We start from the raw sequence: 26,929 nt of genomic DNA on the forward strand, positions 1-26,929 counted from the left end.
CGCTCGGTGGACATGGCGTCGATCCTAGGAAGCCAGCGGGTCGCGGGCGTCACCCTCGCCGGATGAGGTCGGCCCCGTCCGGGTGGGGGCGTCCGCCCGCAACACGCCGCTCGCCTCCCCGGCGCCCGGGGCCGCGAGGGGGAAGCTGTCGGTGGACCCGCCGCCGCCTTTTCTTGACTAATTCCAGAAAAGGTGTTGCAGTGGGGGAGGTGATCGGGTTCCCAACCCCGCCGCGGCCTCAGCCCCCGCGGCAGGTCACCGCCGGGTTCAACCGAGGTCCAGAGCAGAACGACCACCGCGCCGAGAGTGCGGAGAACAGCGAAGGGATCACTTCATGAGCACAGACCCGAAGTCCACCGACACCACCCTGACTACCGCGGTCGGCGCGCCGGTACCGGACAACCAGAACGTCGCCACCGCCGGACCCCGCGGTCCGCAGCTGCTGCAGGACGTCTGGTTCCTCGAGAAGCTCGCCCACTTCGACCGGGAGGTCATCCCGGAGCGGCGCATGCACGCGAAGGGCTCCGGCGCGTTCGGCACCTTCACCGTCACGAACGACATCACGCAGTACACCTCGGCGAAGATCTTCTCCGAGGTCGGCAAGAAGACCGAGCTGTTCGCGCGGTTCTCGACCGTCGCGGGAGAGCGCGGCGCCGCCGACGCCGAACGGGACATCCGCGGCTTCGCGGTCAAGTTCTACACCGAGGAGGGCAACTGGGACCTCGTCGGCAACAACACCCCGGTGTTCTTCTTCCGCGACCCGCTCAAGTTCCCGGACCTCAACCACGCGGTCAAGCGGGACCCGCGCACCAACATGCGCAGCGCCAACAACAACTGGGACTTCTGGACCAATCTTCCCGAGGCGCTGCACCAGGTCACCATCGTGATGAGCGACCGCGGTATCCCCGCCTCCTACCGCACGATGCACGGATTCGGTTCGCACACCTTCAGTTTCATCAATGCCGCGGGCGAGCGGTACTGGGTCAAGTTCCATCACCGCTGCCAGCAGGGCATCGAGAATTTGACCGATGCCCAGGCGACCGAGCTCGTCGGCCAGGACCGGGAGAGTCACCAGCGCGACCTGTACGAGGCGATCGAGCGCGGCGAGTTCCCGAAGTGGAAGCTGATGGTGCAGATCATGCCGGAGGCCGACGCGGAGAAGGTGCCGTACCACCCGTTCGACCTGACCAAGGTATGGCCGAAGGGCGACTACCCCCTGATCGAGGTCGGCGAGTGGGAGCTCAACCGCAACCCCGACAACTACTTCGCGGAGGTCGAGCAGGCCGCCTTCAACCCCGCACACGTGGTGCCCGGAATCAGTTTCTCGCCGGACCGGATGCTGCAGGGTCGCCTGTTCTCCTACGGTGACGCACAGCGATACCGGCTGGGCGTCAACAACTTCCAGATCCCGGTCAACGCGCCCCGCTGCCCGGTGGCGAACTTCCACCGGGACGGCGCCATGCGGGTGGACGGCAACCACGGCAGCTCGCTGCACTACGAGCCGAACTCGTACGGCAAGTGGCAGGAGCAGTCGCAGTACCGCGAGCCCGCGCAGGCGGTCGGCGCGGTCGCCGACCGGTTCGACTACCGAGCGGACGACGACGACTACTACTCGCAGCCCCGGGCGCTGTTCAACCTGATGAACGCCGAGCAGAAGCAGGCGTTGTTCGACAACACCGCCCGCAACATCCACGGCGTCGACCCGCAGATCATCAAGCGGCACATCGACAACTGCACCAAGTGCGATCCGGCGTACGGGGAGGGTGTCACGAAGGCCCTCGCCGCCCTCGACGCCTGATGTACCCCCGGTAGCGGGGACCGTTCGCCGCGGTCCCCGCTACCCGCGGCGGGGAGGGTTTTCTTGACTTATTCCAGAAATGCACCCGATACTGGGGCCATGCGCGACGCCGACCCCCATGCAGACCCGCGCGCCCTGCTGCGCTCGGCGGGTCTCCGGGTGACCGCGCCACGGGTCGCCGTTCTCAACGCGGTCGCCGCCCGGCCGCACACCGATGCGGATGGTGTCGCCGCCGAGGTCCGCGCGGATCTCGGATCGGTGTCCACCCAGGCCGTCTACGACGTCCTCAAGGCCTGCGTGAAGGCCGGACTCGTTCGTCGCATCGAGCCGGCGGGCTCACCCGCACTGTTCGAGACGCGCACCGGCGACAACCACCATCACCTGGTGTGCCGGGCGTGCGGAACCGTCGTCGACGTGGACTGCGCAGTGGGACACGCGCCCTGCCTGGAGCCCTCGAACGCGCACGGTTTTGCGATCGACGAGGCCGAAGTCGTGTTCTGGGGCGTGTGCCCGTCCTGCCGGGCCTGAGCGACACGGTCTCGATCATCGAGGCGGCGTCACCAGTTCGACCACCAATATGCGACGCACGCGAACAGGAAAAACAACACGGTCTCCACGGCCGCCTCCCCTCGTAGTGCTCAACACCATCATGCCCCCGCGGATCGGGCGGCGCCGCCGTGTCGGCTCCCCGATCTACCCTGGACCGGCACCGGCATTCACCGTCCTGCCCGGCCCACCCAGGAGGTCCCGAGATGTCCCCCCTCGTTCCCGCTCGGCCGCACACCGACGTCACCTGGCTCGATCTCGACGAGACGCAGGTCGCCGTACTCCGCCACGACGCCGTCTCCGTGACCGATCTTCCGACGCTGTTCGACGCCGGATTCCGGGCACTCGGCGCGCTGATCGCCAGCGGGGCGGTGACCCCGACCGGTCCCGCGGTTGCGATCTACCACGGCGACCCGTCGCAGGTCTTCGACATCGAGATCGGGTTCCCGATCGCCCGGCCGCTCGCCGACCCACTCAGCACGCCCGCGGGCGACGTCACGGGCAGGGTCGTCCCCGCAGGCCCGGCGGCCGCGTTCTCGCATCTTGGCCCCTACGACACGTTGGCGACCGCCTGGGAGAGGCTCATGACCGCGGTGCACGCCGCCGAGGTGCCGCTGCGGGCGGGCGGGTTGGTCGAGGTGTACGTCACGGAGCCGACCCCCGACGTCGACCCCGCGACGATGCGGACCGACGTGATCGCGCTGACCGATCGGGTTGCCGCGTCCTGAACCGGGTTCCGTGCCCGTACCCGCCGACGACGAACGCCCCCACCGCGCGGTGGGGGCGTTCGTCATCGGGAGGGCCTACGAGCTGAAGAGGTTCTCCAGCGAGCCGAACCCGCCGCCCGGGGTGCCCGGTTCCCCGGATCCGGAGACGCGCACCGTCTCGGCGGCCGCGGTCGACGGGTTGTGGGTGCTGTCACCGGAGTAGACGGCGGTGATGGTGTGGTCGCCGTCGGTGGTGAAGGTGTGGCTCAGGGTCGCAACGCCGTCGACGACCGGTGCGGAGCCGATCACCTCGGCGCCGTCCCGGAACTCGACCGTGCCGGTGGCGGCGTTCGGGCTCACGATCGCCTTGAGGTCGACGGCGGCACCCACCGCGGCGGTCGCGGGCACGGCCACGGTGGTGGTGGAGTCCACGACGACGATGTCGGTCGAGACCTCGACGGTGCCCGGGGCCGAGGTCGACGGGGTGTGGGTGGCGTCGCCGGAGTAGACGGCGGTGATGGTGTGATCGCCGTCGGTGGTGAAGGTGTGGGTCAGCGTCGCAACGCCGGCCGCGACCGGGGCGGTACCGAGAGGCGTTGCACCGTCCTTGAATTCGACGGTCCCGGTCGCCGTGTTCGGGGTCAGGGACGCGGTCAGGGTCACCGCGGCGCCGGTCTTGGCGGTGGCGGGGACGTTCACCGCGGTGGTGGTGTCGACGATCACCGGGTCGGTGGACACCTCGATGGTGCGTGCGGCCGAGGTGGACCCGTTGTGCCCGGCGTCGCCGGAGTAGACGGCGGTGATGCTCCGGGTGCCATCGGCGGTGAAGGTGTGGCGCAGGGTTGCGCTGCCAGCGTCGACGGGGGCGGTGCCGAGGGACGTTGCACCGTCCTTGAATTCGACGGTTCCGCCGGCCCCGGCGGGGGTAACCGTTGCGGTGAGGTCCACCGCGGCCCCGGTCTTGGCGGTCCCGGGGACGGTCAGCGTGGTGGTCGAGTCGACGATCACCGGGCCGGGGTCGTTGACGGTGATGGTGGCCAGCGCCCCTGCACCCGCATTGAGCCCCGCCGACTGTCCGTCACGCGGCGTGCACCGCGTCGGAGCCCACTGTGTGCTCCCCCAGAACGTCGCGCGCGGCAGGAACGAGTAGTAGTTCTCGTTGTTGTTGTACGCCGCGGCGCTACCGGCCGTGCGGACCTTCGGGGTGATGGTGCCCGCCCCGCTCGCGGTGACTGTGACGTCGACGGCGGGGAGCCGGAACCAGCTGTCGCCGCCGGTGCCGTTGCCGTTGAGATCCTTCTTCAGCTTCGGCGCGCGGATCCCGCCCTCGCTGTTGGTGCTGTTGTTCGCGCCGTTGGCGATGACCTGGTTGTCGCCCGACAGGCGCAGGATGCTGCCCGCGGCGTCCGCGACGCCGGAGGTGTTGACTCGCAACACGCTCGGGGCGACCCCGTCGATGTTCACGCCGGTGCCCGGGACCACGGCGGCGCTGACGAAGGTGGCGTTCGCGGGGATCTCGTAGTCGACCTTAAGTCGCGAGATGTTCGTGGTGGTCGCGCCGGACTCGCTGTCCGGATACGACGAGCCGCCGGGCTGGATCCGATAGGTGAACGTCTGCCCGACGTCCACCGAGGCGGGCGCATCGACGGTCATCGAGGTCGCTGCCGTCTTGTGCACCGTGAGGGTTGCGCTGGCCTGGCAGGCGTTGGTGAACGGTGTCGTGGTGGGTGCGGCACCTGCCGGTGCCGCGGTAAACACCATGCCCGCGACGACCGCGGCGGAGGTGATCGGCACGGCGATGCGCCGTGCACTCGGTGTGGACATCGAGACTCCTTGTGCCCCGTCGGTGCGATCCGATGGGCCTGGGCTGGGCGAAATTCACAGCAGCATGCCAGCGGGGCCGCGAGTCCGTTGCGGTTTCGAGATAATCGTCGGGCCGAAGGCGCTATCCCGGTGCGCAGCCGACCAGCTCCCGGCGCATGGCCTCGTGCTCGGCAGGCGTCACCCACAGTGCGTACCGCGCCTTCACCGCCACCTGACGGGCAAGGTACATGCAGCGGTAGGCCTTTCGGGGTGGGAGCCAGCTGGCCGCATCGCCGTTCCCCTTCTCTCGATTCACCTCGGCGCCGACCGCCTGCAGGTTCAGCGGGTCGTTCGCGAAGGCGGCCCTCCTCGCCTCGTCGAGCTGTCGCGCACCCGTCTGCCAGGCGTTCGACAGCGACACCACATGGTCGATCTGCACCAGGGGTGAGGTATCCCAGCCGGATGTGAATTCTTGTGTCTCGCCGGTGTATTCGTCGAACAGCACCCCGGATGTGACCTTGCAGCCGCGGCTCCGCCCGCGGGTGACGACCCCCGTCAGATCGCGGCGCAGCACATCGTTGCGGGTATCGCAGCCGTTGTGTCCGCCCTCGACCGTCACGTCGTCGCTCCACGCCTGACCGAATGCCTCCCGGTCGTAGCCGGTGGCGGGTGCGCGACCCTGCACCGGCAACCTCGACAGCAGAGTCAGCGCGTGCGCCGGAGAGGCGGCAGGCGCGGAGATCGCGGCACCGCCCGGCGGCCGATCGGCAGGCGCGGAGCAGGCACCGGGCAGCAGCGTCAGGCACGCCGACAGCGACACCAGGACGGTGCGGCGGCGTCGGGACGAGACGGCGGTGATCGGCTGCTCCTCGGGTCGGTCCGGAGGCCCCACTATGCTCGCGCGCACCGACACGGCCCCGGCGATCCCGCTGGCGCCGAGGGGCGTCCGGGAGTCCTGCGGGTCGGGTCGGGCACCGATAGCCTCGGCATCATGCGAATCAAGATGTGCGGCATTCACGTCATCGACCCGGCGTCGGCCTTCGACTTCTACACGACGACTCTCGGGTTCGAGGAACTGCTCGCGATGCCCGACCACAATCTGTTCATCGTGAAGTCGCCGCAGGATCCGGACGGTGTTGGGCTGCTCCTCGAGCCGAGCGACAATCCGGTCGCCACCGCCTACCGGGAGGGCGTGTACGGGCTGGGGTTGCCGTCCATCGTGTTCGGTGTGCCCGATGTGCGGGCCGAGTACGAGCGGTTGATCGGGCTCGGCGTCCGCTTCACCGGAGAGCCGACCGTCGATCCGTCCGGGGCGTCCGCGGTCTTCGACGACACGTGCGGCAATCTCGTCCAGATCCATCAGGACTGACCTCCGCGGGGGCTTCGTGAACGCCGCGGAGCCCGGCGACTACCGTCTTGTCAGACAACCGGAGGAGTTGGAAGGTGGACGTGGTGATGGATGCCGAGGGCGTGGTGTTGTCCGTGCGAGGTGCGAGCGTGGTCCGGCAGGGGCGGGCCCTGATCGGCGCAGTCGACGTCGAGGTGCGGGAGGGGGAGCAGTGGGCGCTGCTCGGCCCCAACGGTGCAGGCAAGTCCACCCTGCTCGCGCTGTGCGGTGCCCGGCTACATCCGACTCGCGGGACGGTGCACGTCCTCGGGCACCGGCTTGGCCGGGTCGACATGCGGTCGCTGCGCACCCACATCGGGCACGTCGATCCGCGGTCGCGGATCGAGCCGCACCTCACGGTCCGGGACGTCGTCCTCACCGGCCTGCATGCATCGGCCGACCTGCCGAGGCGGTGGGCGCCGTCCACCCCCGAATCCGACCGGACCGACGACCTGATCGGCGCGCTCGGCCTGCGGGCCCGCGCAGCCAGTCCCTGGGCCGTCCTGTCTCAGGGCGAGCGCGGTCGTGCCCTCATCGCCCGCGCCCTCGTCACCGAACCGGACCTGCTGCTGCTCGACGAGCCGACCACCGGACTCGACGTCGCGGCGCGGGAGATCCTGCTCGACGTCCTCGCGCACCTGCGAGTGCTACGCCCGGCCCTGGCGTCGGTGCTCGTGACGCACCACCTCGAGGAACTGCCCACGTCCACCACGCACGCACTCGTCCTCGCCGAGGGCCGGGTCGTCGCGTCGGGTCCGGCGGGGCGGGTCCTCGACTCCGACGTCGTCTCGCGGGCGTTCGGGCACCCGATCCGGGTCGAGCGGACCAACGGCCGCTGGTCCGCGACGAGCGCCGCCCGCGTTCCCTGACCGGCCCGCCAACGACGAAAGCCTCCATCCGAATGAATCGGATGGAGGCTTTCGAATGACCGTCGGGGTGGCGGGATTTGAACCCACGACCTCTTCGTCCCGAACGAAGCGCGCTACCAAGCTGCGCCACACCCCGGTCTTACCGACCGCCCGTTCCCGGGCAGCCAGCAAAGCTTAGCGCACGACTGCCGAAGAACGCGAAACGCCTGGTTGGACCCCCTGTTTGGGGTCCTTGTCCGCGGTCGGTACCAGCGTCAGCAGCGTCGCCTCGGGGCGGCAGCAGAACCGCGCAGGCGCGTACGGAGAGGTGCCGATTCCGGCCGACACGTGCAGCTGCATGTGCGCACCCCACCGGGACGGGCCCTTCACCCGCGACCGGTCGATCTGGCAGTTCGTCACCAGCGCGCCGTAGAACGGCAAGCACAGCTGTCCGCCGTGCGTGTGGCCGGCGAGGACCAGGTCGTATCCATCGTCGGCGAACCGATCCAGCACCCGCGGTTCGGGGGAATGCGTGATCCCCAACGTCAGATTCGCCGCCGGGTTCGGGGCCCCCGCGATCGTGTCGTAGCGGTCCCGCTTCAGGTGCGGATCGTCGACGCCCGCCGTCGCGATCCGCACGCCAGCGACCTCAAGCTCCCGGCGGGTGTGCGTCACGTCCAGCCAGCCGCGCTCGGTGAACGCGGCACGCAGGTCCTGCCACGGCAGCGGCTCGCCGAAGGTCCGCTTGTGCTCCTTCTTGAAGTACTTGAACGGATTCTTCGGCTTCGGCGCGAAGTAGTCGTTGCTGCCGAAGACGAACAGCCCGGGCCGGGCAAGCAGGCTGCCCAGCGACTGCACCACCGCGGGCACCGCGCGCTGATGCGACAGGTTGTCGCCGGTGTTGACGACCAGGTCCGGTTCGAGTCGGTCCAGCTCCCGCAGCCAGTTCTGCTTGAGCTTCTGCCCCGGCATCATGTGCAGATCGCTCAGATGCAGCACCCGCAGCGACGACGACCCCGGTTCGAGCACCGGCATCGTCACCTCGCGCAGGGTGAAGGCGTTCCGCTCGATCAGGGACGCGTAGCCGACGCCGAGGGCCGCGGCACCCGCGAGTCCGGCAGCAGTGCCACGGAGGACGGTGCGTGGGTTGTCAAACACCACTTCAGGATACGCAGCGCCCGCAATCGACATGCGCGTCGCCGGGCGGGGCGCGTAGCGTTCGAAACCATGTCCGACTCCACAGTCACCCTCAAAGCCACCCTCCGCGCCGACATGACGGCCGCGATGAAGGCCAAGGACACCCTGCGTCTGCAGACGCTGCGGATGGTCCTCGCCGCGATCCAAACCGAGGAGGTCGCGGGCAAGGAAGCCCGCGAACTCAGCGACGACGATGTCCTTAAGGTGCTCGCCAAGGAGTCGAAGAAGCGCGGGGAGGCCGCCGAGATCTACACCGAGAACGGGCGCGGGGAACTCGCCGCGAATGAGCGCGCCGAGGCGCAGATCATCGACGGATATCTCCCGACCCCACTCACCGACGCCGAGCTGGCGGACGTCGCCGACACCGCCATTGCCCAGATCGCCGAGGAGATCGGTGCCCGTCCGGGGATGAAGCAGATGGGTCAGGTCATGAAGGCCGCGACCGCCCTCGCCGCTGGCAAGGCCGACGGCTCCCGGGTCTCGAAGGCGGTCCGGGACCGGCTGTGAGCGCTCCGCGCCTGTGCGTGATTCGTACCCCCATCGGGGTACGAACCCACCCCAAGCTTTTTGGCTGTGCTCACCCCCCTTTTGGGTTGACACGCCCCCCGGGGCCCCGAAGCGGCTGGTCAGCGGGGGAGGGGGAGCGGCAACAGCTCCGGCAGGCTGGGCAGCTGGATCGGAAGCTGACCGAGACCCGGTGCCGGTCCGGGACCCGGCGCGGGGGATGCCGGGGCCGGGGCGGCGGCCCGCAGCGTGCCGTCGCTGACGTACAGCGTGACCGAGGAACCGGGGACGGCGGACCCGGCGGGTGAGGAACTCAGGACGGTGCCCTTCGATCCGTCACCCGCGGTGGACACCGCGTTCACGCCAAACCCGGCGGCCTTGAGCGCCGAGGTCGCCCGCGCCTCGCTCATGCCCGCGACGTTCGGGACCTGCGCGTTCTGCGACCCGCGCTGGTACTTCGGGTCGATCGGCGGCAGTGCGGTCGGACCGAACCGGTCGACGATCGGTCCCATCGCCTTGAACCAGGCGTGCGCCGGTTCGTTGCCGCCGAAGACGTTGCCGTCGCCGCACTGGCGCAGCGGCGAGGTGCAGATCTCCCGCGGTGTCGGCGAGTCCGCGTAGACGTACACGGCCGCGGCCAGGTTGTTCGTGAAGCCGAGGAACGCCGACGACATGTGCGACTCGGTGGTGCCGGTCTTGCCGGACATCGGCAGCGTCCAGCCGTTTGCATTCGCGGCCGCGAACGACGTGCCACCGGGCTTGTCGTCCTTGCTCATCGCGTTCGCGAGGGTGTCGGCCAGGCCCGGCTCGACCACCTGCTCGCAGGCCTGCTGGGTGATGGACACCGGCTTACCGTGCCGGTCGAAGATCGAGTCGATCGGCGTCGGCGGGCACCACTTGCCGTGCGAGGCGAGCGTCGCGGCGACGTTCGACAGTTCCAGCGGATTGATCCAGGTGGGGCCGAGGGTGAACGAGCCGAGGTTCTGCTCCTTCTGCATGTCGGCGACCGACTGGCCGTCGCCGTACCCGGACGTGCCGGGCTGCGTGTACGAGCGCATGCCGAGCCGCACCGCCATGTCCACGGTCGGGGTCACCCCCACCGACTCGATCAGCTTGACGAACGCGGTGTTCGGCGACTGGGCGAGCGCATCGGTCACCGACAGCGAGGCCGGGTACTTGCCCGCGTTCTCGACGCAGTACGTGGCTGCCGGGCAGCCCCGCGCGCCGCCGTTGCCCATCCCCTTCACCTCGACCCGCGACGGAACCTGCAGGACCGCGTTGGTGCCGAGGCCCTTCTCCATCGCGGCCGCGGTGGTGAAGACCTTGAAGATCGAGCCTGCGCCGTTGCCGACGAGCGAGTACGGCTGCGGCTGCACCGTTTCGTTGACGGCCCCGTTGAGGCCGTAGGCGCGGCTGCTGCTCATTGCCAGCACCCGATGCTGGTCCTGGCCGGGCTGCACGACGTTCATCACCTCGGCGACGCCGTCGACGTCGGGGCGGGCGGTCGCCGTCAGGGCGGCGTGCACCGAGTCCTGCACCGCGGGGTCGAGGGTGGTCTTGATCAGCAGACCGCCCTTCTCCACCTGTTCGCGGCTGATGCCCGCGTTGGCCAGGTACTGCAGGGCGTAGTCGCAGAAGAAGCCGCGGTCGCCGGCGGCGATGCAGCCGCGGGGCAGCGACTTCGGCTCCGGCAGCACCCCGAGCGGCTCCTGCTTGGCCGCGCGGATCTCGTCGGCCCGGTCCGGGATGTTGACGATCATCGTGTCCAGCACGGTGTTCCGGCGCTCGAGGACGCCCTCGGGGTTGGTGTACGGGTTCAGCGCCGAGCTGGACTGGACCATGCCGGCCAGCATCGCGGACTGAGTCAGACCCAGGTCCTTCGCGTCGATGCCGAAGTACGTCTGCGCCGCGTCCTGGATGCCGAAGGACGCGTTGCCGAACGGAACGAGGTTCAGGTAGCGGGTAAGGATCTCGTCCTTCGTGAGCTTCTTGTCCAGCGTCAGCGCCATCCGGATCTCGCGGATCTTGCGGGCGGGAGTGGTCTCGATCGCGGCCCGTCGCTCGGCATCGGTCTTCGCGACCACCAGCAGCTGGTAGTTCTTCACGTACTGCTGATCGATCGTCGACGCGCCCTGCTGCACCTGACCGCTGGTGGTGTTGGTGAGGAAGGCGCGCACGGTGCCCTGCCAGTCGACGCCCTGGTGGTCGGCGAAGCGGCGGTCCTCGACCGAGACGATCGCGAGCTTCATGTCGTTGGAGATCTTGTCGCTCGGCACCTCGAATCGGCGCTGCTCGTACAGCCATGCGATCGGGTTGCCATTCACGTCGACCATGGTCGACACCGCGGGGACATCCCCCTCGACGAGCTCGGCGGAGACGTTGTCGACGGTGTCGGCGGCGCGATTCGACACGATGCCGAAGCCGCCGGCAAGGGGGAACATCACCCCCGCCAGGAGTGCGCCGGCCAGAGCCGTGCAACCGGCGAGTTTCGCGACTGTTTTTGCGATGGGCACTCCGACAGGGTACGTGCCCGTCCCGGTCCGGCTCCCGTGCGCAACCAGCCGATTCGATCTGGATGCACGTCCGTACCAAAAAAGTGCGCTCAGGTCTTGCGCAGACCGTTATACATTGCCTAAATTGTGACCCAGTGTGATTCAGATAACACTAGATCGGGAATGTGGTGCGCCTCGCCATGATAGGGCTGGGCACGCGCACTTCCGGAGCGTCAGCGAGGGCGACGCTTGTACTGCAGGAGGGGCAGAAGATGACCGTGACCACCCCGGGTCGCCGGTTGGACGTTGAAGAGGCCGAGGCCCGCATTGCGTGGGTTACGCAGGCACGATGCCGCACGGTCGATCCTGATCAGTTGTTCGTTCGCGGAGCCGCGCAGCGCAAGGCGGCCACCATCTGCCGGCACTGTCCGGTGCTGATGCAGTGCGGAGCGGACGCGCTGGACAACAGGGTCGAGTTCGGAGTGTGGGGAGGCATGACCGAGCGTCAGCGCCGCGCCCTCCTCAAGCAGCATCCCGAGGTGGAGTCGTGGGCGGACTTCTTCTCGGCGCAGCGAAGCCAGGCATCCGTCGTCTGAACCCCCGTCATCCGAACGGGTGAACCTTCGGCCACCGGCCGGGATCCTCAGTGGATCCCGGCCGGTGCGCTGCGTGGGTGCCGGCCCGCCGCCCAGGAGTATGCTTGCTGATAGGCAACTAATGTCAGCGAGGCGCACATGACCCCTGTCCCCACCGAGGACGACGTCACCCGGCTCAAGGTCGCGCTCGCCCGGATCTCCCGCATCGTCGACCGGCGGGTATCCGGTGGCGGGCTCACCCGCACCCAACTGGCGGTGCTCGGCACCGTCTCGCGGATCGGGCCGCTCGGTCTCGGGGCGCTCGCCGAGGTCGAGGGGCTCAATCCGACGATGCTCTCGCGTGTGGTCGGCAAACTGGAGGCGGACGGGCTGTTGCGTCGCAGCGCCGACCCGACGGATCGGCGCGCCGCCCGGGTCGAGGCGACCGACGCGGGCGCGGACCTGTCCCGCCAGCTGCGCCGTGAGCGCACCCGACTGTTCGCCGACGCGCTCGGCAGGCTGCCCGACGGCGACGCCGACGCGGTCATCGCCGCGCTGCCCGCCATCGAGGCCCTGGCCAGGGAGATCGCGGCGCCGACGCCGTGACCGCGCTCGCCGACTTCCGTCGCGATACGTTCTCCTCGCTGGCCATCCCCAACTATCGCCGCTACTACACCGGCCAGGCCGTGTCGATGATCGGCACCTGGATGCAGTCGGTCGCGCAGGCCTGGCTGGTGCTGCAGCTGACCGGGTCCGGGACGGCGCTCGGGTCGGTCGTCGCCCTGCAGACCCTGCCGGTCCTCCTGTTCGGCCCGTACGGCGGCGTCGTCGCGGACCGCCTCGACAAGCGCAGGCTGATGATCGGGCTGCAGTCGATGATGGGGCTGCTCGCGTTGGTCCTCGGCGTGCTCACCGTCACCGACACCGTCGAACTCTGGCACGTGTACCTCCTCGCGTTCCTGCTCGGCCTGAACAACAGCTTCGAGAACCCGGCGCGGCAGTCATTCGTGCTCGAAATGGTCGGGCCCGAGGACCTCCGCAACGCGGTCAGCCTCAACTCGGTGCTGGTCAACGCGGCGCGGGCGGTCGGCCCCGCGGTCGCAGGCCTGGTCATCGCGGCGGGCGGGCTTGGGGTCTGCTTCCTCGTCAACGCGCTCAGCTTCGTCGCCGTCGTGGTGTCCCTGGCCAGGCTGGACGTCGCCGCCCTACGCCCGTCGCCACCCGCACCGCGGGAGGCGGGACAGCTGCGGGAGGGTCTGCGCTACGTCGCCCGCACCCCGGAACTGCTCGTGCCGCTGCTGATGATGGCGCTGGTCGGCTGCCTCGCCTACGAGTTCCAGGTGGTGCTGCCGGTCCTCGCCCGCGACACCTTCGGCGGCGAGGCCAGCGTCTACGGGTTCATGACCGCGGCGATGGGGGTCGGTGCGGTGCTGGGCGGACTGGCCGTCGCGGCGCGCGGACGAACCGGAATCCCGGCGCTGATCGCCTCCTCGGCGGTGTTCGGCGTCGCCATCGCCGCGGCGGCCCTCGCCCCGACGCTGTGGATCGAGCTGGTCCTCCTGGTCGCCGTCGGCGCCGCCAGCGTCGGGTTCCTGTCGGTCGGCAACAGCACCCTGCAGCTCGAGGCCGCACCCCACATGCGCGGGCGGGTGATGGCGTTGTGGTCGGTGGCGTTCCTCGGATCGACCCCGATCGGCGGGCCGATCGCCGGTGCGGTCGCCGAGCATTTCGGTGGTCGGGCCGGCCTGCTGATGGGTGCCGTCGCCTGCCTGATCGCCGCCGGCCTCGGGGCGCTCGTGGTGCGGCGGCACCGGCGGGCGCAGACGGAACCCAACCCGGATCCGGTCAGCCCCGACCGGTGAGCTGATCGGCGACCGCGCGCAGCGCCGCCAGGTCGGACACCTCGAACGGCAGTGACGGCACCCCCACCACCGGAACCCGCGGGTGCGCGCCGGTGAACCGGCCGAGCAGGTGCAGTTCGCGTTGCGCCGTCCGTGCCCGTTCGGCGTGGATCCGCAGGACTGCGGCCGCCAACGGGTGCTCGCCGCGTTCCTTGAGCAGATCCGCCGCGGCGACAGCGTGGTCGGCGGGCAGCGCGCTCAATGTCGGGTGGGTTCGGTTGAGGACGAGGCCCGCGAGCGGCATGCCCTCCGCGGACAGGCGCTCGACGAAGAACGACGCCTCCCGCAGCGCGTCCGGTTCGGCGGCCGCGACCACGAAGAAATGGGTGCCCGGCGCGCGGAGTAGTTCGTACGTGTGCGCCGCCCGCTCCCGGAACCCGCCGAACATCGACTCGAAGGACTGCACGAACGCGGACGCGTCCGAGAGCATCTGGCTGCCGACGATCGTCGACACCGCCCGCAGCGCCAGCCCCATCGCCCCGGTCACCAGGCGACCGATTCCGCGACCCGGCGCCGACAGCATCCGGATCATCCGACCGTCGAGGAAGGTGCCCAGCCGCTGCGGAGCGTCCAGGAAGTCCAGGGCATTCCGCGACGGCGGCGTGTCCACGACCACCAGGTCCCACTCGTCGCTCGCCGCGAGCTGACCGAGCTTCTCCATCGCCATGTACTCCTGCGTGCCGGAGAACGAGGTGGCGACGGTCTGATAGAAGGGGTTCGCGAGGATCTGCTGCGCCTTCTCCGGCGACGAGTGCTCGAGCACCATGTCGTCGAACGTGCGGCGCATGTTCAGCATCATCGCGTGCAGTTCGCCGGTCGCGCCGGGGCCGAGCGCTACCGGCTGCGGGGTGTTGCCGAGGTCCTGAACCCCGAGGGCCTGCGCCAGCCTGCGCGCCGGGTCGATCGTCAGCACCACGACCCGCCTGCCCTCCTCGGCGGCCCGCAGCGCCATCGACGCGGCGGTCGTCGTCTTCCCGACACCGCCGGACCCGCAGCACACCACGATCCGCGATGCCGGGTCGGTGAGGATGGCGTCGACGTCGAGCGCGGCGGTCATCGGACCCCCTGCTCGGCGAGTTGATCGGCCAGCTCGTACAGGCCGCCGAGGTCGACGCCGTCGGTCAACGCGGTCAGGTGTAGCCGCGCGACCTCCAGCTTGTCGAGGTCGACCGCGCTGGCATCCTGCGCGGCCAGCGTGGAGGCATTCTCGATCGTCTCGGTGAGCAACCCGGCGAAGTCGCTGTCGGACAGCGTGATCCCGGCCGCGTCCAGACCAGCGCGGACCGCGGCGGCGTCGATGGTCCCGGTCGCGGCGGCGGCCATCGCGTCCGGCGGCAGGTACGCGGTCGCGGACCGGTTCACGATCACGGTGCCGATCCGCAGGTCCGCGGCCTCGAGTTCCTCCACCGCATCCGAGGTTTCCTGCACCGGCAGCGCCTCGAGCAGCGTCACCAGGTGCACCATCGTGTCGTCGGAATGCAGCAACCGCACGACGCCCTCGGACTGGGAGTGCACCGGGCCGCCCTTCGCCAGGTCGGACATCGCCTTCGTGACGTCGAGGAAGCTGCCGATCCGGCCGGTCGGCGGCGAGTCGACCACGATCTCGTCGTACACCGGCACCCCGTTCCGGTCGGTGCGGATCACGCACTCCTTGATCTTGCCGGTCACCAGCACGTCCCGCAGTCCCGGCGCCAGGGTGGTGGCGAACTCGATCGCCCCCATCCGCTTCATCGCGCGGCCCGCAAAGCCCAGGTTGTAAAACATGTCCAGGTACTCGAGGAAGGCCGTTTCGATGTCGAGCGCGAGCGCGAAGACCTCGCCGCCGCCGTCCGCGGTGGCGATCTTGGTTTCGGCGGGCGGCAGCGGGGGGACGTCGAAGAGTTGCGCGATCCCCTGTCGTCCCTCAACCTCGATGAGCAGAACGCGGCGTCCGCCCGCGGCCAATGCCAACGCCAATGCCGATGCGACAGTGGACTTTCCAGTTCCGCCCTTGCCGGACACGAAATGCAGCCGGGCCTTATCGGCCTTCGCCGGCCACTCGTAGGCGGGTGCGTTCGCAGGTGCTACCACCCCCCGAGCCTATAAGTCGTGGCTGCGAATCGGTGCGCGACTAGGCTCTCCAACCATGAGTGAATTGACAACCTGGGAGTACGCGACCGTCCCGCTGCTCACCCACGCGACCAAGCAGATCCTCGACCAGTGGGGCGGAGACGGCTGGGAACTGGTCACCGTGCTGCCCGGCCCCACCGGTGAACAGCACGTCGCCTACCTCAAGCGTCCGAAGGGCTGAGGGTCGTGGCCGAGTGGAACGCGCGGCTCGGCGAGCTCGGGATCGCGCTGCCGCCGGTGGCCGCTCCCGTCGCCGCGTACGTGCCGGCGGTCCGGACCGGTGACCTCGTCTACACGTCCGGGCAGCTGCCGTTCGTCGACGGCGCGCTGCCGGTGTCGGGCAAGGTCGGCGGGGCGGTGGACGCGGACACCGCGAAGGACGCCGCCCGTACCTGCGCGCTGAACGCGCTGGCCGCGATCGACTCCCTGGTCGGGATCGACTCGGTGGTGCGGGTGGTCAAGGTCGTCGGGTTCGTTGCGTCCGCGGACGGGTTCACCGGGCAGCCTGCCGTGATCAACGGTGCGTCCGAGTTCCTCGGCGAGGTGTTCGGAGACGCGGGTGTGCACGCACGGTCGGCCGTCGGGGTCGCGGAGCTGCCGCTCGACGCACCCGTCGAGGTGGAGCTGATCGTCGAGGTCTCCGACCGATAGTCGACACCGTGGTCTCCGACCGATAGTCGACACCGAGGTCTCCGACCGATAGTCGACACCGAGGTCCGCTGACCGACACTGTTTCTCGTCGGCCCGCCCTCCGCACTGCGGTGGGCGGGCCGACGTCGTCTCCGTACAGTGTGCCCATGGACCTCGCACATCCGTCGTACGCGCAGCTGCGCCAGGTCACCCCGATCGCGGCGGTGATGCTCGAGCGCAATCCCGGGATGATGACGCTCGACGGCACCAATACCTGGATCCTGCGCGCACCGGGCCGCGAGGAGTGCGTGGTCGTCGATCCGGGCGAGGCGGACGAGGATCACCTGCGCAGGGTTGCGGAGGTCGGGCCGGTCGCGCTGACCCTCATCACCCACCGGCATCACGACCACACCGATGGCATCGACCGATTCGTGGAGATGACCGGAAGCCCGGTGCGCGCCGTGGACGAGGCGCTGCGCAGGCACACCGATGCGGGGCTGCCCGATGGCGAGCTGATCGAGGAGGTCGGCCTCGCGATTCGGGTGCTTCGCACGCCGGGGCACACCAAGGACTCGACGTCGTTCGTGATCGAGGGGGAGGGGTCGGTGCTCACCGGCGACACGATTCTGGGTCGCGGGACCACCGTCCTCGACGCGACCGACGGCGACCTCGGCGACTACCTGGCGTCGTTGCGCTCGCTGATCGATCTCGGGGCCGGGCGCACGGTGCTGCCCGGTCACGGCCCGGATCTGCCCGATCTGCAGGCGGTAGCGGAGCAGTACCTGGCGCATCGGGAGGATCGCCTCGATCAGGTGCGGTCCGCGCTCGGGGTGCTCGGGGCCGGGGCGAGCGTGCGCGCGGTCGTCGAGCACGTGTACTCCGATGTGGATCCGAAGCTGTGGCCGGTCGCCGAGCAGTCGGTGCGGGTGCAGCTGGACTACCTGCGCCGATAGCGTCGTGATGTCCCTCACAGTCCGGCGTCGGGTGGTGTGAAAGTCGCAGCTGGCGACGGGTGTCCCCGGTCGAGGGGCTGGCACGCGACGGGTGCTTAGGCGAAGGAAATGCCCGATTCACCCCCCGAAGTATTTAGTTATGGGTATAAAACTACCCAACGCCACCATCGGTGTGCGCCCTATCACAGTGATTGAGCAAGGAGCAGTACACATGGGATCCGCAGAGAATCTTCTCGAGGCCAACGGTGCGGGCTTCGGCCTGCTCGACATGCTCGCGCTGCTGCCGCTGATGAAGGCCATCCAGGGTCTCGATTCCGTCAGCGCGGACGGCTCGGCGTCCTAACCCCAACACGAGTAGACACGGGAGACCAGCACATGACCTCAGTCGAGAACCTCACCGGACTGATCGATTCGCTCACCAAGTTCTTCGGCGGCCTTGCCTCGGGTTCGGCCGCCACCACCCCGCCGTCGACCGACGCCTGAGCGCGTCGGCGACCGACACTTTTCAAGGAGAGAACCATGGGATCCGTTACCGACCTGTTCGGCGTCGTCAAGGCGCTCGTTCCCGTCCTCGGGGACTTCCTGAACAACGCGGCGGGCGGCTCGCTGAGCCCCGTCGAACCGATGGAGTAGGCTCCGACGCCTGGACAACGTAAATGGCGGTCACCCGGAGAAATCCGGGTGACCGCCATTCGTCGTTGTCGGCCGGGGCCAGCTCACCCCACGGCGCGGGGAGCGGATTCGCTCAACGCGCGCGGCGGGCCAGCCGCTCCGAGTCGGAGATGAGGACGCTCTTGCCCTCAAGCCGAATCCAGCCGCGGTGGGCGAAATCGGCGAGCGCCTTGTTCACGGTCTCGCGCGAGGCGCCGACCAGCTGGGCGATCTCCTCCTGGGTGAGATCGTGGGTGACGCGCAGCGAGCCGCCCTCCTGGGTGCCGAACCGCTGCGCGAGCTGCAGCAGCGCCTTCGCGACACGACCGGGAACGTCGGTGAAGATCAGGTCGGCCAGGTTGTTGTTGGTCCGGCGGAGGCGACGGGCAAGGACCCGCAGCAGCTGCTCGGCGATCTCGGGGCGCTGCTCGATCCACGACTTCAGCGCGTCGCGATCCATGCTCACCGCGCGCACGTCGGTCACGGTCGTCGCCGACGAGGTTCGCGGTCCGGGGTCGAAGATCGACAGCTCGCCGAACATGTCGGACGGGCCCATGATCGTCAGCAGGTTTTCGCGGCCGTCGGGGGAGCGGCGCCCGAGCTTGATCTTGCCGGACACGATGATGTACAGGCGATCGCCCGGCTCGCCCTCGTTGAAGATGACGTGTCCACGGGGGAAATCGACGGGCTGCAGCTGCTTGACCAGCGCCGCGACCGCCGAGGGCTCGACTCCCTGGAAGATACCGGCTCTGGCCAGGACCTCGTCCACGTGCGCTCCTTCATCGGAAGATCGGGTGGCGTCCGGCGCCCGGTAGGAGGCCGTATGCCGATGTCGACACGGTCAACGTGTCGACTGTTTGGTGACTATCGCTCGAAAGTCTATCGTCCCGAGCTGCAGGAGTGACGGGCGCCACGCCTGCGCGTCGCGGCCGGTGGTGGTGGTGCTCCGCCGTTCAGCTCGCGCGGCGTTCGGTGAGGTCGTCGGTGTCGTCGGCCAGCCCGCGCCGACGACGAAGGTGGAAACGGGCCAGCGCTCGCGGCAGACCCTCCTGTGCCAGGGTGGCGACCTCGGCGTGGCTCGCCTTGTCGAGGAACTCCTCAACCTCCTGCTCACGGACCGTGAGCCGGCTCAACCGGAATTCCACCCGCTCCATCGCCAGCGCGAACAGCATGAGCAGCACTGGGAAGAGCACCACAGCGAGACCTTGCATACCGGGCAGTAAACACGGCCAATGTCTCAGAAGCGAAACGAAGCGCAATCGGTTGTCGGTGCCATCCGTAGAGTCGAGGGCGTGTCGACCACTGTTTCGAAGAGCCCCGTTCCGCGCGGGGCGGCGGCGTCGCTAGGGGGGCCGGAGCGGGAGGAGACCCGTCTTGCTCTCGTGCGCCGCGCCCGCCGCATGAACCGGCGCCTCGGGGAGGCCTTCCCGCACGTCTATTGCGAGCTCGACTTCAGCACGCCGCTGGAGTTGTCGGTGGCGACGATCCTGTCCGCGCAGTGCACTGACGTGCGGGTTAACCAGGTGACGCCTGCGCTGTTCGCGCGCTACCCGACGGCAGCGGACTACGCGGGCGCCGATCGGACCGAGCTTGAGGAATACATTCGAAGCACCGGCTTCTATCGGAACAAGGCGACCTCGATCATCGGGCTCGGGCAGGCATTGGTGGAGCGATTCGACGGGGAGGTGCCGGGGACGATGGCGGACCTGGTGAGCCTGCCCGGCTTCGGGCGCAAGACCGCGAACGTCGTTCTCGGGAACGCCTTCGATGTGCCGGGAATCACCGTCGACACCCACTTCGGTCGGCTCGTGCGGCGGTGGCAGTGGACCGCGGAGGAGGACCCCGTCAAGGTCGAGCGGGCGGTCGGCGAGCTCATCCCCCGGAAGGAGTGGACGCTGCTCTCGCACCGGGTGATCTTCCACGGCCGCCGGGTGTGCCATGCGAAGAAGCCGGCATGCGGGGTGTGTGTCCTCGCGAAGGACTGCCCGTCGTACGGCGCGGGCCCGACCGACCCGGTCGCGGCCGCCACCCTCGTCAAGGGTCCGGAGACCGAGCATCTCCTCGACCTGGCCGGTCGGTGAGGTCGGACGTGCGGATCACCACAACCGGGCGATGGAGCCTGGCCGCCCTCGTCGTTGTCGCTGCCCTGGTGGTCGCGATCTGGCCGCGGGGCGGCGACGAGCCGGACACCCGCAGTCACTCCGACTTCATGAGCTCGGGGGCGACGCCGTCCGCGGTCGAGCGGATCGCGGGTGACACCGACGCGGCACTCGCCGGACCGCGGGCGGCTGCCGCATTGCCGCCGTGTCCGGCCCCGGCCCCCGGTACGGTCGCCTCCGGCCCACTCGCAGGCATCGAGCTGGGTTGCCTCGCCGACGGTGGCCGGGTCGACGTCGGCGCTGCGCTGGCCGGGAAGCCCGCGCTGGTCAACCTGTGGGCCTACTGGTGTGGACCGTGCGCGAAGGAGCTTCCTGCGCTCGACGAATACGCGCGTCGCGCCGGTGACACGGTGACGGTGCTGACGGTCCATCAGGATCCTAAGGAGGGAAATGCGTTGTCGGCGCTGACGGAGTACGGAGTCCACCTGCCCGGCGTGCAGGACGGCGCGGCGCGGGTCGCTGCCGCCGTCGGCGCGCCGAAGGTGCTGCCCGTCACCGCCCTGATCCGTGCCGACGGGACGGTCGCCGCGGTGCTGCCGCAGCCGTTCGACGATGCCGATCAGATCGCGGCCGCCGTCCGGGAGCACCTGGGCGTGGTGTCGTGACCAGGACCCAGCATCCCGCTCCGGAGTGGTTGCGGCGGGTCGCCACGTTGCCGCCCAGCGGCGACGACCCGACCAACCCCGTGCTGCGCAGGCGGGCCCCCGGCGGCACCACCGTGCGGGACGCGTCGGTCCTGGTGCTGTTCGGCGGCTCGGAGGATGCCGACCCGGTCAGCCTGGGCGGACTCCCGGAGAACGCCGACGTGCTGCTGACCCAGCGGGCGGCGACCCTGCGGCAGCACAGCGGCCAGGTCGCCTTCCCCGGCGGTGCGGCCGACCCGGAGGACGACGGCCCGATCGCGACCGCCCTGCGGGAGGCTGAGGAAGAGACCGGCCTCGACCCGTCCGGGGTGCGGACGCTGGCCGTCCTGCCGGGGATCTTCGTTCCGCCGTCGGGATTCGACGTCACCCCGGTGGTCGCGTACTGGGATCGGCCGACCCCGGTCCGCCCGGTCGACCACGCCGAGACCGCTCGGGTGGCGCGAGTGCCGATCCGGTCACTGCTCGACCCCGACAACCGGTTCGTCGTCGAGCATCGGCTCGGTTACCGCGGCCCCGCCTTCCAGATCGACGGGTTCCTGGTGTGGGGCTTCACGGCGGGCGTGCTCGCAGGCCTGATCGCCGTCTCCGGGTGGGAGATCGAATGGGACCGCAACGACGTGCGTGACCTCGAGGTCACACTGGCCGAACTGGACGCGGGCGTCGCCGAGGTGCACGAGCGGTGAGCGGCTCGTCCTGGATCGATCTCGCCGTGCTCGCGATCGCGGTCCTCGCCGCGACCTCCGGGTGGCGGCACGGCGCCGTCGCGTCCGCGCTGGCCTTCCTCGGGGTGGTCCTCGGCGCCGTCGCGGGCATCCTCATCGCACCGCACGTGCTGGTGCACGTCGACGGTGGCCGCGCCCGGGTGCTGATCGGGATCCTGCTGATCATCGGGTTGGTGATCATCGGTGAGGTCGCGGGCATGGTGCTCGGGCGCGCGGCCAGGGGCAGCATGCACAGCCCGGCCGCCCGGTCCGTCGACAGTGCCGTCGGAGCAGGCCTGCAGGGCGCAGCGGTGCTCGTCGCGGCCTGGCTGCTCGCGATCCCGCTGACCGCCTCCTCGCAACCCGAGGTCGCGGCTGCCGTCCGTGGGTCGAAGGTGCTCACTCAGGTGGACGACGTGGCCCCGAACTGGATGCGGCGCCTGCCGAGCGAGTTCTCCGCGCTCCTCGACACGTCCGGCCTGCCGGACGTGATCGGACCGTTCGGGCGCACCCCGATCGCGGTCGTCGATCCGCCGGACGCCGCGATCGCGCAGGGGCCGCTGGCGCAGCGGCTACAGCCCAGCGTGCTGCGGATCCGCGGCGTCGCGCCGAGCTGCCAGCGCGCGCTCGAGGGATCCGGGTTCGTGGTCGCGCCGCAGCGGGTGATGACGAACGCCCACGTCGTCGCGGGTACCGACCAGGTGGTGGTGGACAGCCTCGACGGCCCGCTCCCCGCGACCGTGGTCCTGTTCGACCCGCAGGTCGACGTTGCGGTCCTCGACGTGCCGGGACTGACCGCGGACGTGCTGCCGTTCGCCCCCGACCCCGCCGACACCGGTGCCGACGCCCTGGTGCTCGGCTACCCCGGTGGGGGTCCGTTCACGGCGAGCGCCGCGCGGATCCGGGAAACGCTGGACCTCAACGGCCCGGACATCTACCGGGCCGCCGACGTCACCCGCGAGGTGTACACGGTGCGCGGGTCGATCCGGCAGGGCAACTCGGGAGGCCCGCTCGTCGACGACGAGGGCCGGGTGCTCGGCGTCGTCTTCGGTGCGGCGGTCGACAACAGCGACACCGGCTTCGCGCTCACCGCGGCGGAGGTGTCGCGGCAGCTCGAGGAGGCCGGTTACGCCAGCGCCGCCGTCGATACCGGGAACTGCATCCTCTGACGCGCCTCCGCCGCCCGTGCGTGATTCTTACCCTCCCCGGGGTAAAAATCACGCACGGTTGCGGAGCGCGCCGAGCAGCGCGGCGGTGACGTCCTGGTGTCGTTCCCACTGCGGGTAGTGCCCGGCTCCGGGGACGGTGTGCAGGTGTCGGTGCGGAGCCCACCGGGTGTCGGCCTGCAACGTCGACCGCAGCACGTACGGGTCCGCGTCGCCGTGGATCTGCAGCACCGGGATCTGCAGCACCCGATCCATCGCGGACATGAACCGGCGACCGTCCGGACGCCATTGGCTGCGGAACGCCCACCGCTGGTACTCGAGCCCGCAGTGCGCCGCGCCGGGAATCTGGATCGCGGATCGGTTCCGCGCCACGACCTCGTCGAACTCGCCGTCGGCCATTAACCCCGTCGACGCCGTGCGGTCGCGGAGCAGCTGCTCGACCGCGGCGCCGCCATCCCGGATCAGTCGACGCTCGGGTCGCCACGGCAACTGGCAGGCCAGGAACGAGGGCAGCAGCGCCGACCGCTGGGGACGAGACCGGATGACCGCGCGCTTGAGCGCGATCGGGTGCGGCGACGCGAGCAGCGCGATGGATCGAACCAGACGCGGATGCAGGACCGCCGTCGCCCAGCAGACCAGGCCGCCCTCGGCGTGACCGACCAGGGCCGCGTCGGTGTGCCCGAGGGCGCGGATCAGGCCCGCGACGTCGCCAGCGAGTGTCCAGCCGTCGTACCCGCGGGGCGGCTTGTCGGTGTCGCCGTATCCGCGCAGGTCCAGCGCGACCGTGCGGTATCCGGCGTCGGCGAGCGCGGTCAGTTGGTGACGCCAGGTCCACCAGAAGTCCGCGAACCCGTGCAGCAGAACCACCAGCGGGGCGTCCGTGTCGCTCGGGCCTGCCTCGACGGCGTGGAATCGGATGCCGTTGGCGCGCACGTCGCAGTGCCGCCACGGACCGTCGATGCGGACGGTTGACGGGTCGGGGAAGGTCACGGCCGGTCGAGTCAGGGCGCGGTGCGACGCGCGTACTCGCCCGGGGTATAGCCGCCGGATCCGTGACCGGCCTCGGCCGCGGTCGGCAGCACGGTTGCGGCCTGCCGCAGCGAGTCGATGGTCTTTTCCGGCGCCCGCAGCTTGCGCACCCGGAGGTAGCCGAGCAACGCGAGCACGCCGGTGACCAGCACCATCAGCAGGAACACGATCAGGAAGGCCAGCCAGCGGGCGACCCACAGGTCGAGCAGTTCGGCGAGGAAGAAAAAGAAGAAGAACGCGCTGAACACCAGGACGGCCAACGCGAGGATGAAGAACAGCGAGCCCTGCAGCCCCTTCTTCACCTCTCCGGTGACCTCGGCCTTGGCCAGTTCGACTTCCGCCCGGACCAGGGTGGAGACCTGCGCGGTCGCGTCCTTGACCAGGTTCCCGATGCTGGCGGCGCCCGGAGCGTGCGCGTCGACGTCGGTCAGCGGGATCGACGAGATGGTGTTCGGCACCCCGTCCCCGGTCCTACCGCTGCGGTCGCTGATGCTCACGTCGAAGCCTCTCCGTTGTCGTCGTCCGGGTCGGTGGCGGCACGTGCCTGGTGGACGCGTCCCCGGCGCAACAGTAGCGCCGACCCGATCAGGGACGCAGCCAAGGATGTCAGCAGGACCGCGACCTTGGCCTTGTCCTGCTCGGTGCCCTCGAGTGCGAGTTCGGTCACGAGGAGGCTAACCGTGAAGCCGATCGCGCCGAGTACCGACAGCGCGAACATGTCCCGGAAACCGAGTCCGGCCGGTTTGACGGCGATGCCGAGGCGGACCGCCAGCCACGACAGCCCGCCGATTCCGACGATCTTGCCGAGAAGCATGCCCAGGATGATGGCCAGGGTCAGGCGGTCGGTCAGCAGCGTGCCGAGGACATCGCCGTTGACCGGCACTCCCGCGGCGAAGAAGGCGAAGATCGGTACACACACCCCCGCGGACCAGGGCTGGAGTCGATGCTCGAGGCGAACGGCAGGCGCATCCTCTTCGCCGGGATCGGGACGGACCCGGGTCAGGAGCCCGAGCGCGACGCCGGCGAGTGTGGCGTGGATACCTGCCTCGTGCATGCAGTACCAGGTGAGCAGGGCAAGCGGGACGTACAGCCACGGACTGGTCAGCCGACGATGCTGGGCGAACCAGTACCCGGCCGCACAGGCAACGGCAACGAGTAGCCACACGAACGCGATCGTCGTGGTGAAGACGGCCGCGATGATGAGGATGGCGAGCAGATCGTCGACGACCGCGAGGCTGAGTAGGAACACCCTGGCGCCTGCCGGGATCCGGGAGCCGGTCAGCGAGAGGACGCCGAGGGCGAAGGCAATGTCGGTGGCGACGGGGATGGCCCATGCCTGTTCGATGCCGGGCTGCCCCCACCCGACCGCGAGGGTGATCAGCGCGGGTGTGACGACGCCGCCGAACGCCGCGATGATCGGCAGGAGCGCCTTTCGCCGGTCGGCGAGCTCGCCGACCACGAGTTCACGCTTGAGCTCCAGGCCAGCGACGAAGAAGAAGACGGCGAGCAGGCCGTCCTGCGCCCACGCCCCGATCGTGAGGTTCAGGTGCAGCGCGCTCGGGCCGACCTGGAGGTCACGGAGTCCGGTGTAGGCGTCCGCCCACGGGGAGTTGGCCAGGATCAGCGCGAGTGCCGCGGCAGCCAGCAGGATGGAGCCGCCCACCGTTTCGGTGCGGAGGTATCGCGACAGTTCGGAGCGCAATTTTTGAATCAAGGTCTCTCCCGGTCGAGGGCATGCGTCAGCTGTGCCGACCAGACTTCCCGGCGCTCCACGGTCAATTTTAACGTGATCATTGCGGCGTCACGTCGGGTGGCACGTAGATCGAGAAATGATCGAACGGCACCTCGTCGACCGGAGATCCCTCGACGTCGAGGGTGCGGCGGGCCCGAACTCGGCTCGCAGCGAGTCGGTCGAAGGCGTCCGCGACGGACTGCAGGAGATGCGGGGGCGCGATCACCCGACCGAAGTGGTTCATCGCGACGAGGGAGACCTCGTCCTTCATCGCGGCGAGCCGTGCGGTGCTCGCTGCGAAGTCGACGAGGCTCGAGTCCTGCTCGTGGGCATAGATCGGGCCGGAGCTGACGGTGTCGCCCGCGAAGAGGACTCCGGTCGCCGAATCGTGCAGGCAGATGCTGTCGGGGGTGTGACCAGGAGTGTGGAGAACCCGGACCACCCGGTCGCCGAGATCGAACGTGTCGCCGTCCGCGACGGTCGCATCCGGGTGCCGCGGACGAATACTCCAGGTCGTGAGGTCGACGCTGCTCGGCAACGGCGCGGGGTCGCTGTCCACGTCCATCAGATGCAGGTAGTCACGGTCGACCGCTCTTACCGCCGCCGCGGCGCGCAGCATGCGGTCGGTGTGCGCGAGATACCCGGCCAGATCGTGAGAGGAGACCGCCGATGTCCAGTGTGCGGCGCCGAGCGAGTGCGCAACCACCCGGTCGAACTCGTGGTTCCCACCGATGTGATCGAAGTGGTGGTGTGACGCGACAACCAGGATCGGGACTGGGGTGATCCGCTCGATCAACGGCCGAAGGGGCATGAATCCCATCCCGGTGTCGAACAGCAACGCACGTTCCGATCCGACTATCAGCCACATCGTGACGTGCCCGGGCTCGGTGATGCTCCAGATCCCGTTCGCTACCGGGCTGACGCGGTGCCACTCGGACATGGTTCTCCTCTCGACGGGACGGCGCACGACCCACGTTCATGGTGACGCCCACCACTGAATACCGGCGAATCTCGTCCCGCGGCCGACCCGACCAGCGGCAATCGCGCTCTGCATGGCTGTGACCAGGCGATTTGCGGACTGCCGATCAGTCACGTAACTTTTGTCGAGTCAGAGCGACACGGACACCGACCCGGACCGAGAGGTGCGGGACACGAGGTTGGACGAAGGCGCCTGGCCAATCCAGAGGTTGTCGACAGGTGATACTGTCGGTCCTCGATCGCCTTTCCGATGGCGGGTTGCCCGATTTTGGTCGGGTCGCCGCGATGGGTTAGGTTGGAACAGTTGCCCCGGAGAGACCCAATTGGTGGGTGTTGATGGTGTGTGCGTGTTCTTTGAGAACTCAACAGTGTGCCGATGAATGTCAGTGCCAATTTTTTGGTACTCCGCCCCATCATTT

The 26,929-nt window shown here is 69.4% G+C and carries 29 protein-coding genes and 1 tRNA gene; 17 read left to right on the forward strand and 13 right to left on the reverse strand.

Annotation, left to right across the window (positions count from 1 at the left end; genetic code table 11):
• Positions 1-334 precede the first annotated feature (334 nt).
• From ACWF62_RS03955 to ACWF62_RS03965, 3 genes are all read left to right on the forward strand, one after another.
• Positions 335-1,798 (forward strand): catalase, encoded by a 1,464-nt coding sequence (locus tag ACWF62_RS03955; protein WP_378507709.1) that lies wholly within the window; start codon positions 335-337, stop codon positions 1,796-1,798.
• A gap of 99 nt (positions 1,799-1,897) precedes the next feature.
• Positions 1,898-2,326, forward strand: a complete 429-nt coding sequence (locus ACWF62_RS03960; protein WP_378507710.1) for a Fur family transcriptional regulator — start codon at positions 1,898-1,900, stop codon at positions 2,324-2,326.
• A gap of 224 nt (positions 2,327-2,550) precedes the next feature.
• Positions 2,551-3,072 (forward strand): GyrI-like domain-containing protein, encoded by a 522-nt coding sequence (locus ACWF62_RS03965; RefSeq protein ID WP_452629457.1) that lies wholly within the window; start codon positions 2,551-2,553, stop codon positions 3,070-3,072.
• Positions 3,073-3,147: 75 nt separating this feature from the next.
• On the opposite strand, the gene ACWF62_RS03970 is transcribed toward ACWF62_RS03965, so the two are convergent.
• Both ACWF62_RS03970 and ACWF62_RS03975 read right to left on the reverse strand, forming a co-directional pair.
• Positions 3,148-4,875: an Ig-like domain repeat protein gene (locus tag ACWF62_RS03970; protein ID WP_452629458.1), complete on the reverse strand. Its 1,728-nt coding sequence runs from the start codon at positions 4,873-4,875 to the stop codon at positions 3,148-3,150.
• A gap of 121 nt (positions 4,876-4,996) precedes the next feature.
• Complete coding sequence (locus ACWF62_RS03975) at positions 4,997-5,746, reverse strand: HNH endonuclease family protein (RefSeq protein WP_452629459.1); 750 nt, start codon at positions 5,744-5,746, stop codon at positions 4,997-4,999.
• Positions 5,747-5,845: 99 nt separating this feature from the next.
• Between ACWF62_RS03975 and ACWF62_RS03980 the strand changes: the two genes are divergently transcribed.
• Both ACWF62_RS03980 and ACWF62_RS03985 read left to right on the forward strand, forming a co-directional pair.
• On the forward strand, positions 5,846-6,223 hold the full coding sequence (locus ACWF62_RS03980) for a VOC family protein (RefSeq protein WP_378507714.1): 378 nt from the start codon (positions 5,846-5,848) through the stop codon (positions 6,221-6,223).
• Positions 6,224-6,309: 86 nt separating this feature from the next.
• A complete protein-coding gene (locus tag ACWF62_RS03985; RefSeq protein WP_378507753.1) occupies positions 6,310-7,110 on the forward strand; it encodes an ABC transporter ATP-binding protein in 801 nt (266 codons plus the stop codon).
• 62 nt (positions 7,111-7,172) lie between these two features.
• Here ACWF62_RS03985 and ACWF62_RS03990 read toward each other — a convergent pair.
• Both ACWF62_RS03990 and ACWF62_RS03995 read right to left on the reverse strand, forming a co-directional pair.
• Positions 7,173-7,246 (reverse strand) — tRNA-Pro (locus ACWF62_RS03990).
• A gap of 38 nt (positions 7,247-7,284) precedes the next feature.
• Complete coding sequence (locus ACWF62_RS03995; RefSeq protein ID WP_452629460.1) at positions 7,285-8,247, reverse strand: metallophosphoesterase; 963 nt, start codon at positions 8,245-8,247, stop codon at positions 7,285-7,287.
• A 69-nt stretch (positions 8,248-8,316) separates the two neighbouring features.
• On the opposite strand from ACWF62_RS03995, the gene ACWF62_RS04000 reads away from it, so the two are divergent.
• The gene (locus ACWF62_RS04000; protein ID WP_378569863.1) at positions 8,317-8,793 is read left to right on the forward strand and encodes a GatB/YqeY domain-containing protein; all 477 of its coding nucleotides are present in this window, start codon (positions 8,317-8,319) and stop codon (positions 8,791-8,793) included.
• 119 nt (positions 8,794-8,912) lie between these two features.
• Here ACWF62_RS04000 and ACWF62_RS04005 read toward each other — a convergent pair whose 3' ends face one another.
• Positions 8,913-11,303 carry a penicillin-binding protein gene (locus ACWF62_RS04005; protein WP_378507717.1) on the reverse strand — a complete coding sequence of 797 codons (2,391 nt, stop codon included), beginning with the start codon at positions 11,301-11,303 and terminating at the stop codon, positions 8,913-8,915.
• Between the two features lie 251 nt (positions 11,304-11,554).
• Between ACWF62_RS04005 and ACWF62_RS04010 the strand changes: the two genes are divergently transcribed.
• From ACWF62_RS04010 to ACWF62_RS04020, 3 genes are all read left to right on the forward strand, one after another.
• Positions 11,555-11,878 carry a WhiB family transcriptional regulator gene (locus ACWF62_RS04010; protein WP_378507718.1) on the forward strand — a complete coding sequence of 108 codons (324 nt, stop codon included), beginning with the start codon at positions 11,555-11,557 and terminating at the stop codon, positions 11,876-11,878.
• A 138-nt stretch (positions 11,879-12,016) separates the two neighbouring features.
• Positions 12,017-12,463: a MarR family winged helix-turn-helix transcriptional regulator gene (locus ACWF62_RS04015; protein WP_452629461.1), complete on the forward strand. Its 447-nt coding sequence runs from the start codon at positions 12,017-12,019 to the stop codon at positions 12,461-12,463.
• The gene (locus ACWF62_RS04020) at positions 12,460-13,719 is read left to right on the forward strand and encodes an MFS transporter (protein ID WP_452629462.1); all 1,260 of its coding nucleotides are present in this window, start codon (positions 12,460-12,462) and stop codon (positions 13,717-13,719) included. The genes ACWF62_RS04015 and ACWF62_RS04020 overlap by 4 nt, the downstream gene beginning before the upstream one ends.
• On the opposite strand, the gene ACWF62_RS04025 is transcribed toward ACWF62_RS04020, so the two are convergent.
• Complete coding sequence (locus tag ACWF62_RS04025) at positions 13,703-14,815, reverse strand: ArsA family ATPase (RefSeq protein WP_452629463.1); 1,113 nt, start codon at positions 14,813-14,815, stop codon at positions 13,703-13,705. The two genes, ACWF62_RS04020 and ACWF62_RS04025, sit on opposite strands and share 17 nt — an antisense overlap.
• Entirely contained in the window at positions 14,812-15,828 is a 1,017-nt protein-coding gene (locus tag ACWF62_RS04030) for an ArsA-related P-loop ATPase (RefSeq protein WP_378507722.1), read from the reverse strand. Before ACWF62_RS04030 ends, ACWF62_RS04025 begins: the two co-directional genes overlap by 4 nt.
• A 55-nt stretch (positions 15,829-15,883) precedes the next feature.
• Here ACWF62_RS04030 and ACWF62_RS04035 point away from each other — a divergent pair, with 55 nt between their 5' ends.
• The 4 genes from ACWF62_RS04035 (at position 15,884) to ACWF62_RS04050 (ending at position 17,793) form a co-directional block, all read left to right on the forward strand.
• Complete coding sequence (locus ACWF62_RS04035; RefSeq protein WP_085999530.1) at positions 15,884-16,048, forward strand: DUF4177 domain-containing protein; 165 nt, start codon at positions 15,884-15,886, stop codon at positions 16,046-16,048.
• 5 nt (positions 16,049-16,053) lie between these two features.
• Positions 16,054-16,518 carry a RidA family protein gene (locus ACWF62_RS04040; protein ID WP_378507723.1) on the forward strand — a complete coding sequence of 155 codons (465 nt, stop codon included), beginning with the start codon at positions 16,054-16,056 and terminating at the stop codon, positions 16,516-16,518.
• A gap of 146 nt (positions 16,519-16,664) precedes the next feature.
• Positions 16,665-17,450, forward strand: coding sequence for an MBL fold metallo-hydrolase (locus tag ACWF62_RS04045; RefSeq protein ID WP_378507724.1), 786 nt, complete (start codon positions 16,665-16,667; stop codon positions 17,448-17,450).
• 211 nt (positions 17,451-17,661) lie between these two features.
• Positions 17,662-17,793 carry a hypothetical protein gene (locus ACWF62_RS04050; RefSeq protein ID WP_378507725.1) on the forward strand — a complete coding sequence of 44 codons (132 nt, stop codon included), beginning with the start codon at positions 17,662-17,664 and terminating at the stop codon, positions 17,791-17,793.
• Between the two features lie 402 nt (positions 17,794-18,195).
• On the opposite strand, the gene ACWF62_RS04055 is transcribed toward ACWF62_RS04050, so the two are convergent.
• Together ACWF62_RS04055 and ACWF62_RS04060 are read right to left on the reverse strand one after the other, a co-directional pair.
• Positions 18,196-18,870 (reverse strand): Crp/Fnr family transcriptional regulator, encoded by a 675-nt coding sequence (locus ACWF62_RS04055; protein ID WP_378487218.1) that lies wholly within the window; start codon positions 18,868-18,870, stop codon positions 18,196-18,198.
• Between the two features lie 184 nt (positions 18,871-19,054).
• On the reverse strand, positions 19,055-19,312 hold the full coding sequence (locus tag ACWF62_RS04060; protein WP_378507726.1) for a hypothetical protein: 258 nt from the start codon (positions 19,310-19,312) through the stop codon (positions 19,055-19,057).
• A 21-nt stretch (positions 19,313-19,333) separates the two neighbouring features.
• On the opposite strand from ACWF62_RS04060, the gene nth reads away from it, so the two are divergent.
• The 4 genes from nth to marP are packed head-to-tail and all read left to right on the forward strand — an operon-like array spanning position 19,334 to position 22,774.
• Positions 19,334-20,182: an endonuclease III gene (gene nth, locus ACWF62_RS04065; protein WP_378507727.1), complete on the forward strand. Its 849-nt coding sequence runs from the start codon at positions 19,334-19,336 to the stop codon at positions 20,180-20,182.
• An 8-nt stretch (positions 20,183-20,190) separates the two neighbouring features.
• Positions 20,191-20,865, forward strand: coding sequence for a TlpA family protein disulfide reductase (locus tag ACWF62_RS04070; RefSeq protein WP_378507728.1), 675 nt, complete (start codon positions 20,191-20,193; stop codon positions 20,863-20,865).
• Positions 20,862-21,587: an NUDIX hydrolase gene (locus tag ACWF62_RS04075; RefSeq protein ID WP_378507729.1), complete on the forward strand. Its 726-nt coding sequence runs from the start codon at positions 20,862-20,864 to the stop codon at positions 21,585-21,587. The genes ACWF62_RS04070 and ACWF62_RS04075 overlap by 4 nt, the downstream gene beginning before the upstream one ends.
• Complete coding sequence (gene marP, locus ACWF62_RS04080) at positions 21,584-22,774, forward strand: acid resistance serine protease MarP (RefSeq protein ID WP_452629464.1); 1,191 nt, start codon at positions 21,584-21,586, stop codon at positions 22,772-22,774. The genes ACWF62_RS04075 and marP overlap by 4 nt, the downstream gene beginning before the upstream one ends.
• A gap of 48 nt (positions 22,775-22,822) precedes the next feature.
• Here marP and ACWF62_RS04085 read toward each other — a convergent pair whose 3' ends face one another.
• The 4 genes from ACWF62_RS04085 to ACWF62_RS04100 all read right to left on the reverse strand — a co-directional run bounded on the left by ACWF62_RS04085 (position 22,823) and on the right by ACWF62_RS04100 (position 26,472).
• Positions 22,823-23,761, reverse strand: a complete 939-nt coding sequence (locus tag ACWF62_RS04085; RefSeq protein WP_378507731.1) for an alpha/beta fold hydrolase — start codon at positions 23,759-23,761, stop codon at positions 22,823-22,825.
• Positions 23,762-23,772: 11 nt separating this feature from the next.
• Positions 23,773-24,297 carry a phage holin family protein gene (locus ACWF62_RS04090; RefSeq protein ID WP_378507732.1) on the reverse strand — a complete coding sequence of 175 codons (525 nt, stop codon included), beginning with the start codon at positions 24,295-24,297 and terminating at the stop codon, positions 23,773-23,775.
• Positions 24,294-25,514 (reverse strand): Na+/H+ antiporter NhaA, encoded by a 1,221-nt coding sequence (gene nhaA, locus ACWF62_RS04095; RefSeq protein WP_452629465.1) that lies wholly within the window; start codon positions 25,512-25,514, stop codon positions 24,294-24,296. Before nhaA ends, ACWF62_RS04090 begins: the two co-directional genes overlap by 4 nt.
• A 76-nt stretch (positions 25,515-25,590) precedes the next feature.
• Entirely contained in the window at positions 25,591-26,472 is an 882-nt protein-coding gene (locus ACWF62_RS04100; RefSeq protein WP_378507734.1) for an MBL fold metallo-hydrolase, read from the reverse strand.
• Positions 26,473-26,929 lie beyond the last annotated feature (457 nt).

The sequence above is a fragment of the Rhodococcus sp. NPDC054953 genome, assembly GCF_053609225.1.

What these genes read in the sequence shown, in the direction of transcription:
- ACWF62_RS03955 (WP_378507709.1), top strand. Translation starts at nt 335, where the DNA reads ATGAGCACAGACCCGAAGTCCACCGACACCACCCTGACTACCGCGGTC.
- ACWF62_RS03960 (WP_378507710.1), top strand. Translation starts at nt 1,898, where the DNA reads ATGCGCGACGCCGACCCCCATGCAGACCCGCGCGCCCTGCTGCGCTCG.
- ACWF62_RS03965 (WP_452629457.1), top strand. Translation starts at nt 2,551, where the DNA reads ATGTCCCCCCTCGTTCCCGCTCGGCCGCACACCGACGTCACCTGGCTC.
- ACWF62_RS03970 (WP_452629458.1), bottom strand. Translation starts at nt 4,875, where the DNA reads ATGTCCACACCGAGTGCACGGCGCATCGCCGTGCCGATCACCTCCGCC.
- ACWF62_RS03980 (WP_378507714.1), top strand. Translation starts at nt 5,846, where the DNA reads ATGCGAATCAAGATGTGCGGCATTCACGTCATCGACCCGGCGTCGGCC.
- ACWF62_RS03985 (WP_378507753.1), top strand. Translation starts at nt 6,310, where the DNA reads ATGGATGCCGAGGGCGTGGTGTTGTCCGTGCGAGGTGCGAGCGTGGTC.
- ACWF62_RS04000 (WP_378569863.1), top strand. Translation starts at nt 8,317, where the DNA reads ATGTCCGACTCCACAGTCACCCTCAAAGCCACCCTCCGCGCCGACATG.
- ACWF62_RS04010 (WP_378507718.1), top strand. Translation starts at nt 11,555, where the DNA reads ATGACCGTGACCACCCCGGGTCGCCGGTTGGACGTTGAAGAGGCCGAG.
- ACWF62_RS04015 (WP_452629461.1), top strand. Translation starts at nt 12,017, where the DNA reads ATGACCCCTGTCCCCACCGAGGACGACGTCACCCGGCTCAAGGTCGCG.
- ACWF62_RS04025 (WP_452629463.1), bottom strand. Translation starts at nt 14,815, where the DNA reads ATGACCGCCGCGCTCGACGTCGACGCCATCCTCACCGACCCGGCATCG.
- ACWF62_RS04035 (WP_085999530.1), top strand. Translation starts at nt 15,884, where the DNA reads ATGAGTGAATTGACAACCTGGGAGTACGCGACCGTCCCGCTGCTCACC.
- ACWF62_RS04045 (WP_378507724.1), top strand. Translation starts at nt 16,665, where the DNA reads ATGGACCTCGCACATCCGTCGTACGCGCAGCTGCGCCAGGTCACCCCG.
- ACWF62_RS04050 (WP_378507725.1), top strand. Translation starts at nt 17,662, where the DNA reads ATGGGATCCGCAGAGAATCTTCTCGAGGCCAACGGTGCGGGCTTCGGC.
- ACWF62_RS04060 (WP_378507726.1), bottom strand. Translation starts at nt 19,312, where the DNA reads ATGCAAGGTCTCGCTGTGGTGCTCTTCCCAGTGCTGCTCATGCTGTTC.
- nth (WP_378507727.1), top strand. Translation starts at nt 19,334, where the DNA reads ATGTCTCAGAAGCGAAACGAAGCGCAATCGGTTGTCGGTGCCATCCGT.
- ACWF62_RS04100 (WP_378507734.1), bottom strand. Translation starts at nt 26,472, where the DNA reads ATGTCCGAGTGGCACCGCGTCAGCCCGGTAGCGAACGGGATCTGGAGC.